General features: G+C 45.6%; 12 protein-coding genes, 1 riboswitch and 1 other annotated feature. Of the genes, 4 read left to right on the forward strand and 8 right to left on the reverse strand.

The genetic code is table 11. The features are described 5' to 3' along the window. Positions 1–32 precede the first annotated feature (32 nt). Positions 33–169 (reverse strand) — a sequence feature (His leader region). Between the two features lie 231 nt (positions 170–400). Further along, positions 401–2,002, reverse strand: a complete 1,602-nt coding sequence (locus ACVA6Q_RS13355) for a Na+/H+ antiporter NhaC family protein (RefSeq protein ID WP_353496594.1) — start codon at positions 2,000–2,002, stop codon at positions 401–403. A gap of 118 nt (positions 2,003–2,120) precedes the next feature. After that, a riboswitch (Lysine riboswitch) is annotated at positions 2,121–2,304 on the reverse strand. Between the two features lie 561 nt (positions 2,305–2,865). On the opposite strand from ACVA6Q_RS13355, the gene ACVA6Q_RS13360 reads away from it, so the two are divergent. After that, entirely contained in the window at positions 2,866–3,273 is a 408-nt protein-coding gene (locus tag ACVA6Q_RS13360; protein ID WP_353496595.1) for an H-NS family histone-like protein, read from the forward strand. Between the two features lie 54 nt (positions 3,274–3,327). Here ACVA6Q_RS13360 and ACVA6Q_RS13365 read toward each other — a convergent pair whose 3' ends face one another. Then, the gene (locus ACVA6Q_RS13365) at positions 3,328–4,632 is read right to left on the reverse strand and encodes an inosine/guanosine kinase (protein ID WP_112460465.1); all 1,305 of its coding nucleotides are present in this window, start codon (positions 4,630–4,632) and stop codon (positions 3,328–3,330) included. A 250-nt stretch (positions 4,633–4,882) separates the two neighbouring features. On the opposite strand from ACVA6Q_RS13365, the gene mnmA reads away from it, so the two are divergent. The 3 genes from mnmA (at position 4,883) to purB (ending at position 8,370) form a co-directional block, all read left to right on the forward strand. Then, complete coding sequence (mnmA, locus tag ACVA6Q_RS13370; protein ID WP_353496596.1) at positions 4,883–5,992, forward strand: tRNA 2-thiouridine(34) synthase MnmA; 1,110 nt, start codon at positions 4,883–4,885, stop codon at positions 5,990–5,992. A 35-nt stretch (positions 5,993–6,027) separates the two neighbouring features. Further along, positions 6,028–6,645 carry a high frequency lysogenization protein HflD gene (gene hflD / locus ACVA6Q_RS13375; RefSeq protein WP_418642070.1) on the forward strand — a complete coding sequence of 206 codons (618 nt, stop codon included), beginning with the start codon at positions 6,028–6,030 and terminating at the stop codon, positions 6,643–6,645. 354 nt (positions 6,646–6,999) lie between these two features. Beyond that, a complete protein-coding gene (purB, locus tag ACVA6Q_RS13380) occupies positions 7,000–8,370 on the forward strand; it encodes an adenylosuccinate lyase (protein ID WP_042501845.1) in 1,371 nt (456 codons plus the stop codon). A gap of 132 nt (positions 8,371–8,502) precedes the next feature. On the opposite strand, the gene ACVA6Q_RS13385 is transcribed toward purB, so the two are convergent. The 6 genes from ACVA6Q_RS13385 to ACVA6Q_RS13410 are packed head-to-tail and all read right to left on the reverse strand — an operon-like array spanning position 8,503 to position 13,474. Next, positions 8,503–9,039 (reverse strand): DUF3833 domain-containing protein, encoded by a 537-nt coding sequence (locus ACVA6Q_RS13385; RefSeq protein WP_446647841.1) that lies wholly within the window; start codon positions 9,037–9,039, stop codon positions 8,503–8,505. Between the two features lie 9 nt (positions 9,040–9,048). Continuing rightward, on the reverse strand, positions 9,049–9,603 hold the full coding sequence (locus ACVA6Q_RS13390; RefSeq protein ID WP_353496599.1) for a chalcone isomerase family protein: 555 nt from the start codon (positions 9,601–9,603) through the stop codon (positions 9,049–9,051). Continuing rightward, positions 9,593–10,108 carry a DUF2878 domain-containing protein gene (locus ACVA6Q_RS13395; protein WP_446647842.1) on the reverse strand — a complete coding sequence of 172 codons (516 nt, stop codon included), beginning with the start codon at positions 10,106–10,108 and terminating at the stop codon, positions 9,593–9,595. Before ACVA6Q_RS13395 ends, ACVA6Q_RS13390 begins: the two co-directional genes overlap by 11 nt. 26 nt (positions 10,109–10,134) lie before the next feature. Continuing rightward, the gene (locus tag ACVA6Q_RS13400) at positions 10,135–11,391 is read right to left on the reverse strand and encodes a cyclopropane-fatty-acyl-phospholipid synthase family protein (RefSeq protein WP_353496601.1); all 1,257 of its coding nucleotides are present in this window, start codon (positions 11,389–11,391) and stop codon (positions 10,135–10,137) included. Positions 11,392–11,402: 11 nt separating this feature from the next. Further along, positions 11,403–12,176 (reverse strand): DUF1365 domain-containing protein, encoded by a 774-nt coding sequence (locus ACVA6Q_RS13405; protein ID WP_446647843.1) that lies wholly within the window; start codon positions 12,174–12,176, stop codon positions 11,403–11,405. After that, positions 12,176–13,474 (reverse strand): NAD(P)/FAD-dependent oxidoreductase, encoded by a 1,299-nt coding sequence (locus tag ACVA6Q_RS13410; RefSeq protein ID WP_446647844.1) that lies wholly within the window; start codon positions 13,472–13,474, stop codon positions 12,176–12,178. The genes ACVA6Q_RS13405 and ACVA6Q_RS13410 overlap by 1 nt, the downstream gene beginning before the upstream one ends.

Below are 13,474 nucleotides of genomic sequence, written 5' to 3' on the forward strand. Positions count from 1 at the left end.
CCTGTGCAAATTATTGATTTTGAAATTATAAAACGAAAAAACCCTCGGGAGCTTTGGTCTCCCGAGGGTTTCATTCTTTAAATCTTAAATCGAACCTCCGAGAGTTTTACCTAGCTCTCGGGTATGCAGACATCTCCCGAAAGACTAAGCTGGGTGATGGTAATGATGATGAATGTTCATATCAAAATTTTGCATACTTATTACTGGGTTCCTTTGTATCTGTACCCTCACACTAACTAAGCTCATGCCGATTTTCAACCCCTATTTTACAGATCGGGCTAATTTTTTTTCGTACTAGCTAATTAGTATGGAAATAACTGCACTTACTAGTTGCTCCTTTAGCAACAAACAAAAAAAAGGAGCCCATTTCATGGGCTCCTCGATAAATCAAATGATTTATTTATACACTCGCTTCCTTGGCCATTCTAGCCTTAGAAAGCGCGGACAGTACGAAACACACTGCGATAAACGTCACTGTAGCCGCCGCAAAAGAAATCGCGACTGAAGTTGTCATACCAAGCGTAATAAAGCCAACACAAGACACCAACGCAACAGAAAGCGCATATGGCAACTGCGTAGAGACGTGGTCAATGTGATTACAACGTGCACCTGTAGAAGAGAGAATCGTCGTATCTGAAATTGGAGAGCAGTGGTCACCGAACACTGAACCCGCTAGTACTGCGCCTAGCATTGGCAGCATCATAGCGATATCCGTTGCACCCGCCATGTCACCTGCGATTGGTAGCATGATGCCAAACGTACCCCAAGATGTACCAGTAGAGAACGCCATTAGGCCTGACAGCAGGAACAGGATGACTGGTAGCCAATGTACATTAATGTTGCCTTGAACGGTTGAAGAAAGGTACGCCCCCGTCTTCATGTCTCCGATAACAGAGCCGATGGACCATGCAAAGAATAGAATAAGAATGGCGCCGAACATAGATTTCGCACCAATCCACATCGTCGTTGCGATATCAGCTGCAGACAGCTTTTGTTTAACAACTGTAAATACTGCCGTTAGAAGACCTGCAGAGCCACCGTAAATAAGCGAAGTGCCTACATCAGTATTTTCAAACGCGCCAAGTAGGTTAAATGCAATATCATCCGCAGCCAGAGCTTGACCACCGGTGTAAATCATCGCAGCAATCATAGCGCCGATAAGAACTAAGATAGGAAGCACTAGGTCGGAAACAGAACCAAAATCGCTTTCTTTAATATCCAACTCTTCATTCAGCTCATGCGCTTCTTTCGCGTCGTTCTCTTTGTCTTTATCGAAGCCTAGACCTTGTTTCGCGTTCAGCTCATGCTTGCGCATTGGACCCACATCAAGTTGGAACCAGGCAACGGCAAACACCATCAAAAGAGCAAATACAGCGTAGAAGTTCATTGGAATAAGGCGAACGTAAGCACCAATTGCAGAGTATTCTGTAATGCCATGAGCAACCAAGATACCGCTAACGATAGTCATGATGTATGCACCCCAGCTTGACGCTGGCATTAGCACACACATTGGCGCAGCGGTAGAGTCAAGAATATAGGCTAGTTTCGCGCGTGATACGTAGAAACGGTCAGTAACAGGACGAGAGATCGCACCGACTGCTAGGCTGTTAAAGTAATCATCAACGAAAATAAATACGCCTAGAAATGCTGCCAGTAGCTTTGAACCACGCTTGCTTTTCACTCGAGCCTGCGCCCATTCAGCAAAAGCTTTGGTGCCGCCAGACAGCGTCAGCAACGCAGTCATCATGCCCAATAGCAACAAGAAGCCAACAATACTCATGTTCCAAGTATTTAGGCCGCCATCTTCAATAACCACACCCGAAACGGTGTCGAACACGTAACCTGCGGCGTTTACTGCAGAATAATCATTAAGTAAGAAGGCACCTAAAACGATACCAACACCCAGCGATAGTAAAACGCGACGGGTAATAATAGCCAGAGTCAATGCTACGATCGGCGGTAGCAGTGATAATGGTGATGTAGCAAAATCGATTAAATTCATGATCTTCAAAAACCAGTTTTTATTATGGTCAGAGATCTACTGCAGACATGCGTCAATAGACGAGAAGTCCAGACGCAAACGTTGAACTAAGCGAAAGGGAAGCGAACACTTCACCCAACCCTACAGTAGCGCTCCATAGTTTAACAATATAATAGACTATGGCAGTGTTGTTCCTTTCGAAGACAACCCCAGCGAGGAAGATTGATGGTCTTTTCTCACTTCGGCGACAATGCCTTTCATCATCGTTCATAGGTATCACCCCAACGATGGTTACTGATCATTATCGCGCCTCTACATCAAGAGAAATCATTCACTAGCCAGAGCGGCCAAAATAAAAGAATGTGCTTTCTCTTGCATTAGGTGCGAGCCATTGTACTTATGAAATCGTCAATTGCAACATGAATGATGTTGCAACTTGGTAAAGAATTGACTCACCTTGTAAACATCATAGTCTCAAAGCTATCTCGACGCTTTTTAGTAAAGAAAATCACATTTTTAGCGATTTATGCGACGTATTCCATATTGTTTTATAAACTCTTTCACGACATTGCGGTTATAAATACATCAATAGTAATTTGAATAATTACTTTATCTCTATTGATTCGCTCTACAAAACAGGCTCCTAGTACAATATGCAACAAAATCCAAAATTGTAGCGTCTTTTATGAAGAAAGATTCACAATTGAATCAATATTGCGTCAATCTTTCCTGAGCGTCAGGTTTTGAGCACGTTTATCATCTTCAATTATCAAGTTTTTGTAAGAATTCTTATTTTTATTGTTTTCACCCAATGAAAATATTGTCAATTTTAAATTTGATGTTTATTATTAATCGAAACCAAATAAATAACTCATGGGAATGTCATGTCTGAATTAACTAAAACTCTACTTAATATTCGTAGCCTGCGTGCATTTGCTCGTGAACTTACTCTTGAGCAACTGGAAGAAGCACTAGAAAAGCTAACAACTGTTGTTGGTGAAAGACAAGAAGCAGAAGCAGAAGAGCGTGAAGCGAAACAAGCTCGTGAAGCTAAGCTAACTGAATATGCGCAGATGATCGCTCAAGACGGCATTGACGTTGAAGACCTTATTGCTGCGCTTTCTGGTGAATCTAAAGGTAAAGCAAAGGCTAAGCGCGCTCCACGTCCTGCAAAATACAAATATGTAGATGCAACTGGCGCAGAAAAAACTTGGACAGGTCAAGGTCGTACACCTTCTGTTATCCAAGCAGCACTAGACGCAGGCAAATCTCTAGAAGAGTTTGAAATTTAATTCAAACTCCTTTAGTCATTTATAAAAAAAGCGCCAATAACTGGCGCTTTCTTTTTATCTTTCCCAATAAGCCTCTTCAAGGCTATCTTCTCTTTCAGGTAAACCTCTAGAAAGACGAGGTGAATGCTGAACCAATACCTCATAACTTGCTCGGTTCGAGTACTTACACACTTGTGAGAATGATGAATACGTCAAGAAAGTATGCTGGTGTTTGCTTGAGTTAGGTACATTTTCTTTATGGTATTTATTTGCCGCCATATCATGTAACAACGCAGACAACGCCGCATCACCCGCGCCATTGGTATTCTTAATCTTTTCTGGGCCGCCCATATAAGGCGCAATATGTGAATAGACTTTAATAGGATTATCACAGGCGTCTTTTACCGCTGGTCGACTAAATTCAAAACGATTGAATTCAGCAATACAACCAGGTAATAGAGGTAAACTCGTTTCACGTTTAGATGCATCTTCTGTATAACCCGCCATGTACAAACCGACAGGGCCAGCAGTACAAAGCACCAAATCAACCCAATCAAGCGCTTTATCTGAAGCTGCTAATGGATCTTTTTCTCCAGTGAGTGCTTCCGCTTCATCTTCATTCATTGCAACAACAGAAACATGCTGTTTCAAGAAGTCGCGCCAATATTCAGGGTCGTCCTGAATCACGAAGCGCGTACCGAGCGTTAATACAACTGGAACATTATATTTCTTGGCGTATTCGATTGCTTGCATTGTTGCTTCTGGCATTGGGTCGCCATCTTTACAACGCACCAAATACGCGGTTAAAACCAAAGCCGACGCTTTTTTGAAGATTTTTTCAGGAATACTATCCGCACGAAGTTGGTTCATCTGCCCTTCACTGATTGCGAAAGTACGCTCACCATCTTCGGTAATCAAGGTAAAGCAGCGGCCAATTGCACCTTCTACACCTTGAAGATAATTAAGATCCATTCGGCTAGACGTATTACACAGATAGCGGTAACCATAGCTACCAATCTTAATATCAGCACTCATAACACCAAGCAGAACCGATTTATCGTCCGCTAATACAGAGTAGTTGTGCAACGTATTACCAATCGTGCCACCAGCGTATTCATTGGTGATCAGCTCTTTATCCTTCAACTCGTTATATAAAGCTTCCGCCGCTTGGTCATCAATAACCAACGAGTGCCCTTTACTTAGGCCAAACTTATCGATCACACTGCTGTCAACTTTTGCTTCAATGTCCACCAAGGTTTGGTCAATACCAATGATGTGCGTACGTGACATCTTCTTGCTGATTTGCGATTGGCTAACGAGCAGGTCTCGCTCATGAACAGGGAAGTAGTGCTTTGACTTTCTTTGGCCTGGGAATTTCATACGGTTGTCTTCGTCATAAGTAAATAAGAAGGGTTAAGGGCGGCGATTCTACCTCTGTATAGATTACCTCGGCAACATACGCAATTTTAGCAAACGTTTACGTATCAATTTTTTTGTTATAAGCCTTGTTTTTCTCCCTATTAGGACGCATTTGAGGGGGTTAGAAAAGTGTGATTCATCTCGCGGAACTGTATTGCTGGTTTGGTTTCTGCTAGAATCGGCGTCCAATTTAATTAGGTGGTATTTATACATGTCTGATAACAGCCAAAAGAAAGTGATTGTCGGGATGTCCGGCGGTGTAGACTCCTCTGTTTCTGCCTATCTTCTGAAACAGCAAGGCTACCAAGTAGAAGGCCTGTTCATGAAGAACTGGGAAGAAGATGATAACGAGGAATACTGCACAGCAGCGGAAGATCTTGCCGACGCACAAGCGGTTTGTGACAAGCTAGGTATCCACCTGCATACGATCAACTTTGCGGCTGAGTACTGGGACAATGTTTTCGAATACTTCCTTGCAGAATACAAAGCAGGTCGTACGCCAAACCCAGACATTCTTTGTAACAAAGAAATCAAGTTTAAAGCGTTCTTAGAGTTTGCAGATGAAGTGCTAGATGCTGATTATATTGCCATGGGGCACTATGTAAGCCGCACTTTCCCTGAGAACGGTGAAGCGCCACAAATGTTACGTGGCCTAGACAGCAATAAAGACCAAAGCTACTTCCTTTATACGTTAAGCCACGACCAAGTTGCGCGCAGCTTGTTCCCAGTGGGTGAACTTGAGAAGCCAGAAGTACGACGCATTGCTGAAGAGCAAGGTCTGATTACGGCCAAGAAAAAAGACTCAACCGGTATTTGTTTTATCGGTGAGCGCAAATTTACAGACTTCTTGTCTCGCTATTTGCCAGCACAACCGGGTAAAATTGAGACGCCTGAAGGCAAAGAAATCGGTGAACACCAAGGTCTTATGTACCACACGCTCGGTCAACGTAAAGGTCTGCATATTGGCGGCCAAAAAGGCGGTGGTGGCAACGAAGACCCTTGGTACGTTGCAGAGAAAGATCTGAAACGCAATGTCCTTATCGCGGTACAAGGTGCTGACCACCCACTGCTAAAATCTAATGGACTTCGCGCTTCGCAACTGCACTGGGTTGATCGCCAAGCGATCACGCAGCCGTTACAATGCACAGTGAAAACCCGTTATCGTCAACAGGATATCCCTTGTACTATCATTCCTATCGACGATGAAAACATTAAAGTGATCTTTGATGAGCCACAAGTCGCAGTCACCCCAGGTCAATCTGCGGTATTCTACAGCGGCAATGTTTGTCTTGGTGGCGGCATCATCGAAGAGCGCATCTAAACACAATTCGCAGATTATTTTCTTAGGAGAACTACGTGGCTAATACACTTTATGACCGTACTATAGCGTTTGCAGGGATTTGCCAAGCCGTTGCCCTCGTTCAACGTGTTGCTAAAGACGGTTACTGTGATTCAGACGCGTTTGAAACCTCAATCAAAGCGATCACTAACATGAACCCGTCGAATACACTTGACGTGTTCGGTATCGAGTCTGATCTAAAAATCGGACTCGAGTGCCTAGTGAATGGGATCGACAGCACCCCTACGGGTAGCGAAATCACCCGCTATATCATTAGCTTGATGGCTCTAGAACGTAAACTAAACTCTCGCAATGACGCTATGGCGCAGCTTGGTGACCGCTTGCAAATGGTTGAGCGTCAACTTGATCACTATGAGCTACTCGATGAGCAAATGATCAGCAACCTCGCTAGCGTTTACTTAGACGTCATCAGCCCAATTGGACCTCGCATTCAAGTGACGGGGACTCCAGCAGTACTTCAGCAAACCTCTACGCAGCAGAAAGTACGCGCTCTGCTACTGTCTGGTATTCGTAGTGCTGTTTTATGGCGACAAGTAGGTGGTAAGCGTAGACACTTAGTGTTCGGACGCAAGAAAATGATTGAACAAGCACAGATTCTGCTTGCTCGAATGTAATTCAACAATGCGTTGCCATTAAGCTTCTAGGAGCTTTTACTACGTAGATTCGCATCAATTCAGAACAAGTATTCGCTTTAAGTAGACCCCTGCCTTCGCAGGGGTGACGACTGATTGGGGTTAGTAAAACTCTAGACTACGGTCATTCCCGCGCAGGCAGGAATCTGCTCAAGGCTTGGTGCACGCTTTAAGGATGCTCTGCTAGCGGCATCGAATACAAACTCGCACCCTGTGCGAGTTTACTTTTTCTACCAAAATACATTTAGCGCAAACGTTTGCGCAATGTTCGTGACAAATGCCGCAGTTATTGGTATAAAGCTCACGAAATTTAGAAACCCAATTCAGGAGAACATCATGGAACTGTCAGCATTGACTGCTGTTTCACCAGTAGACGGCCGTTACGGTAGTAAGACAACTGCACTTCGCAGCATCTTTAGTGAGTTTGGCCTACTAAAGTACCGCTCTATCGTTGAAATTCGTTGGTTGCAAAAACTAGCAGCTACGGATGCAATCAAAGAAGTTCCAGCATTCAGTGCAGAAGCGAACCAGTTTCTTGATGAACTAGCGGCTAACTTCAGCGAAGAAGACGCGGCTCGCATTAAAGAAATCGAACGTACAACTAACCACGACGTTAAAGCGGTTGAGTACTTCCTAAAAGAAAAAGTAGCGGGTGTACCAGAGCTTCACGCTGTAAACGAGTTCATCCACTTCGCTTGTACTTCTGAAGACATCAACAACACGTCTCACGCGTTAATGCTTAAAGAAGCTCGTGACACGGTTGTTCTTCCTGAAATCCGTAACATCATCGACGCTATCAGCAAACTGGCTGAAGAGTACCGTGATATTCCACTACTTTCTCGTACGCACGGCCAGCCAGCTTCCCCTACTACAATGGGTAAAGAGATGGCGAACGTTGCTTACCGTATGGAACGTCAATACAAGCAAATCGAGTCTGTAGAAATCCTAGGTAAGATCAACGGCGCAGTAGGTAACTACAACGCTCACCTTTCTGCATACCCTGAGCTAGACTGGCACAAGTTCAGCGAAGAGTTCATCACTGAATCTCTTGGCGTAACTTGGAACCCATACACAACTCAGATCGAACCACACGACTACATTGCTGAGCTATTCGATGCGATTGCACGTTTCAACACGATTCTTATCGACTTCGATCGCGACGTTTGGGGTTACATTGCTCTTGGTCACTTCAAGCAGAAGACAATCGCTGGCGAAATCGGCTCTTCAACTATGCCTCACAAAGTTAACCCAATCGACTTTGAAAACTCAGAAGGTAACCTAGGTCTAGCAAACGCAGTTTTCGCTCACCTAGCACAAAAACTGCCTGTTTCTCGCTGGCAGCGTGACCTTACTGACTCAACAGTACTTCGTAACCTAGGTGTTGGCTGTGGCTACGCGATCATCGCTTACACGTCTACGCTTAAAGGTATCAGCAAGCTAGAAGTAAACCGTGAAGCGCTTCTTGCTGAACTAGACAAAAACTGGGAAGTATTGGCAGAGCCTGTACAAACAGTAATGCGTCGTTACGGCATCGAGAAGCCATACGAGAAGCTAAAAGAGCTGACTCGTGGTAAGCGTGTTGACGGTGAAGCGATGCGTAACTTCATCGACGGCCTAGAGCTTCCAGAAGACGAAAAAGAGCGTCTAAAACAAATGACACCAGCGAACTACATCGGTCAAGCTATCGAGCTAACTGATAAGCTGTAAGGCTGGACGACTCTACTTAGCGATAGCGCTAGTTTGAGTGCAAAATAAAACGGCGGCGATAATGATATCGCCGCCGTTTTTACGTCTGTGTACCAAGTCCCTGTAGCGGCAGAGCTGCTGCTTTGGGAGCCCCTACTGCTTTTGAAAAAACAGGGTAATTGTTCCAACTTCCATACCGAACTTGCGGATGCTAGTTAGGTTGAACAGATGTTTGTCATCCTGCCGGTACATCCAATCATCAAACGCTACCGTGTACGTTGAACCGTCGACTTCCAATTCAAAGTCATACTGCCAACGAAGCGCGTTACCAACCACCTCGCCTTTGGCTTCACCGATGATATCGTCAGCTCGGCCTTGGTATGTTCCATCAGCCAGTCGCTCTATTGTCCAAATACGCTGATCCAATTCGCCATCGTCGAACACGAAGTCTTCAACCAGTGTGATCTGATCTCCCTGTACAGTGCCAACAATAACGACTTCAAAGCGACGGGTTTGTTTGTCGGTGTAATCTTGCACCATGCCCCAAGCCTTTGTTTCGCCTTCAAAGTACTCAAATAAATTAAACTCGGGAGTAGAACCTTGATAGTCCTTCAAATCAGCACTGCAAGCACTGAGCAGTAGGACGAGAGGAAGCACCAAGAATGAAGCCAACCAACGCATACGTTTCATTATTATTCCTTATTGTCGATTCATGCCTATCAGCTGAGCGCGTAGCTTAGGGTACTGAGTATTATTGCCCAACCAAATCGACAGAAAACCGTCATTGAGAGACTCATCTTCAATACGGCCCACGTTCTGCATCGGTTTGTCGCGGTTTAAATAGTAGAAATTGCCCGAAGCACCGTCGGTCACGTATATCAGCTGATGGCCATCGGCGACACTTGGAAAAATGTCATACAGCTTGGCAATCCAACGACTTCGTGTCTCTTTATCGATGCCCATTTTCTCCCATTGATCGAGCGTCGCTTCCAGTAACTGGTCTCGGCTAATATCACGCTGGTACTCAATGCGCAGCGCGATAGGATGAGGAGACACATCGCTTCCCAACGCATAAGTGCCTTGCGGCGCAAGCAGCTGTGAGCGGTATATATCAAAGAACAGCCATGAGAGCTGAGCCTCTCCGACGACTTTCCACTGTCCCCAACCTTCATAACTCACGGGTCTGTCGCTGGTTGCAGAGGCGCTGCCCACTGCCAACGCTAAACCTAATCCAAGTAACCCTTTAGCTTTCATGACTCACCTTCCGCTCCGAGTATGTGCTCAATCGAAGAACAACGAACACGATGGCAACCCATTGCAAAAAAAGTAGCGCCATCATCGTAAAAATAGAAAGGTGTGTATCCACAGCGCCGAGTTTGAACCCTGCGAAGTAACTTAGCGCTCCTCCCACACCACCCACTATTACTACGATGAAAATCGGATAAGATGTCAGAAAACTAGCAAGAAAGTTCGCATACCAAGAAAAAATAAGCCATAGAGCCACTAGCCATATAGGAATCAACGTCGAATCAAAGACCAACACACCAGTCAGTGCGTTCGCACTATCCACGACTAAACCCAGTCCAACAATAGCTCCCCAGATAGGCAGTGACAGGTTGAGCTGTTTGAAGGTAGTCACAACGGTGATCGCTGCGATGGCAAGTGCGAGCCATTGAAAACGCTCCTGACCCAATACGGATAGCGCCCACATCAGTTGGAACCAAGTACTCACTATCAACAACTTCCATCCACGACTCATGATCGCTCTACTCCATTTAGCTGATACTACTGGCCGCGCTGAAACGTGACATGGACAGTACTGATGCTCTTCGCTCTAAAGCCACCTTCGCAGTAGCAGAAGTAATAACGCCACATACGGATAAAACGTTCGTCGTATCCGAGCTCACGCACGCGTGTTAACGCCGCTTCAAAACGAAGGCGCCAGTCCACTAAGGTTTTCGCGTAATCCTGGCCAATGTCGAATAAGTCGCGGACGATCAAATCGGTGTGCTTAGTGGTGTTTGATGTTAGCGCGGTAATGGAAGGCAAGAAGCCACCAGGGAAAATGTATTTCTGGATAAAGTCGACGTTGTCAGAGTAATAATCATAGCGCTGGTCGGCGATAGTAATCGCTTGTATCGCCATCAAGCCTTTTGGTTTCAGTAGCGATTGGCACTTCTTAAGGTAGGAAACTAAAAACTGCTTACCCACTGCCTCAATCATTTCAATTGAAACTAACTTATCGAATTGCCCCTCAAGCAGACGATAATCTTGTTTAAGCAGGATAATTTTATCTGTCAGCCCCTCTTCGGCAACCCTCTGCTGCGCATACGCATACTGCTCTTCAGAGATAGTGGTGGTTGTGACACGGCAGCCATAATGCTTCGCCATGTAAATCGCCATGCCGCCCCAACCTGTGCCAATTTCCATCACATGGTCGCTCGGTTGCAGTTTCAGTTGCTGGCACAAACGATCCATTTTATTGATCTGCGCTTGCTCTAAGGTGTCTGTGTCTTGTTGATAGACGCCTGATGAGTACAGCATTCGGTCATCGAGGAAAGTTTCATAAAGGCTGTTCCCTAGGTCATAGTGCGCCTCGATGTTCTCTTTCGATTTAGTAACCGTGTTACGATTCACCCAGTGACCCAGCTTGTACATGATTCGGGTCAGCAAGCTCGATTTATCTTCAATCGAATCCAAGGCGGCAAGGTTAAGTGCCATCAGCTCCATTAACGCAGAAAGATCTGGGCTATCCCACCAATCATCCATATACGCCTCACCAGCGGCAATACTCCCACCTTGAAGCAAGCGTCGGTAAAATTCAGGATGCTTCACTTCGATGACGGCCGCTGGTTCATTTGATCGTGGTGAGCCAAAGCGCTCTTCCACTTGGCGTGTACTCGCACCGTCGCTATAAAAGCTCTCGATGATAGTTAACGTACCAATTTCCAATTTCTGCAAACACCCAAAGGCAACACCTTTCGCGGTTTTCTGTAAGCCTGTGAGCGTCTTTGGCACGTCTAGGGACGTAGTTTGTAACATTGGAATTCTCCCTAATTCTTAGAATTCGATTGCTGCGAAAATTCTTTATTGTTTTTTCCTGGATGGTCGTATATTGGTACCCCCTTTCGCCATAGCTTAAAGGCGTGCCAATATATTCCAGCCACAACTTTTACGGCCATTATGGGTGTTTTGACCAATTGTTTTAGTAAAGAAGATGACGTGAACGGCTGCGCTTTCATTTGAAGTGTCGCGTCGAAGACTTTGTTGGGTTTATGACACTCCAAGTGGACAAATAGCCGTTCGTTCAAAGGTTTAAGCTTCCAGTGGTAACGTTGGTCAACCGGATTAAACGGTGACACATGAAACGCTTTGTCATGCTGCCAATTGACGTTTTCGTCACCAGCTTCAGCGGCTATGGCATAATAATGTCTTTCATTCCAAGGTGTATTACTCACCTCTGCCAGTAAATATCGCCATTGGTTCTTCTCATCATATAAATAGTAGAAGTTGACTGGGCTAAAATACAAACCCATGTAACGAAGGTGACATACTGCTATGACTTTGCCGCTAACCTTTTCGCCGGTCAGTTCAAGGACTTTGTCTTGAACCGCTAACTTTAAGTCGCCATCACCAATGTAATCCTCACGCTTAAACCGAGCCCAATGCCACCAGCGACGTCCAAAACCCCACACTCGTCGTTGGAGGGTATCGACCTCATCAAGATCGATAGCGGGCATAAACAGCGGATAAGAGAGGTGGTGCTTAGTCGGTGTAAACCGCCGATGTCCGACCTCACCAATCATCAAGCGGCTTGAAACAGACATTACGCCGCTCCTCGCGCCAGCGTTTGTGCAACAGGCGCTGTTTGCGAAGCCTCTTGTTCGATTCCTTTCACCACATCTAGTGCGCTGCGAACGCCATCCTCATGGAAACCGTTGTACCAGTAGGCACCACAGAACCAAGTGTTACGCTTGCCCCATAACTCCTCTCGTCGCTGCTGAGCGGCAATGCTCTCGGTAGTAAAGACTGGGTGGCTGTAATTGAAGGTACGCAGTATTTTGTCTTGCTGTATCTTGTCTGCTGAGTTCAGTGACACGCAGAAGGTGATTTTTGATTCGATGTGCTGCAAGATGTTCATGTTGTACGTTAATGTCGGTAAGCGTTGCTGCTCGCCCTCACCACCATCTAATGCGTAATTCCATGAAGCCCACGCCGCTTGGCGCTTCGGCAATACGCTAGTGTCGCAATGCAGCACCACTTCATTATTTTGATATGCCATTGCGCCCAGAATATCGCGCTCTTCATCTGAAACATCATCAATCATCGCCAAAGCTTGGTCGCTATGACAGGCAAAGATGACCCTGTCAAAACGTTCAGTCTCGCCGTTTGATGTGACACTGACGCCGTTATCATGACGTTCAACACGGCTGACTGGCGAGTTCAATCGAATGCACTGTGCAAAGCCTCGAGTCAAAGGTTTAATATATGCGCGTGAGCCACCCTCAATCACATACCATTGCGGGCGATCCACCACGTCAAGTAAGCCGTGGTTCAAGAAAAAGCGCAGGAAGAAGCGTAACGGGAACGCACGCATGTCTGCCAACGTCGACGACCAGATCGCTGCGCCCATAGGCAAGATATAGTTTTGAGTGAAGTAATCCGAAAAGCCGTTCGATTGTAAAAACTCTCCCAGAGTTTGCTCTACTAAGCTGTCGTCATCGGCAGACGCCTTTGCAAGTTTGTTAAACCTTAAAATCTCGAAGATGAAGCGGTAGAAGGTCGGGTTGAATAGATTACGTTTTTGAGCAAATAGAGTCGGAATAGTATGGCCGTTATATTCGAGCCCATTCGCCTCATTCTTTACACTAAAGCTCATTTGAGTTGGGTTACCTTTCACCCCAACTTCGTTCATCATTTTGATGAAATTTGGATAAGTGCGGTCGTTGTAGACGATAAAGCCAGTGTCAACAGCGTACTGCTTACCCTCGTGTTCAACATCAATGGTCGCTGTGTGACCCCCTATATAGTCGTTGGCCTCGTATAACGTTACTTCGTGGTCTTTATGTAGATAATGCCCGCACGTTAGGCCTGATATTCCAGTTCCTACAATTGCAATCTTCAT

This window comes from Vibrio sp. DNB22_10_4 (assembly GCF_052879755.1).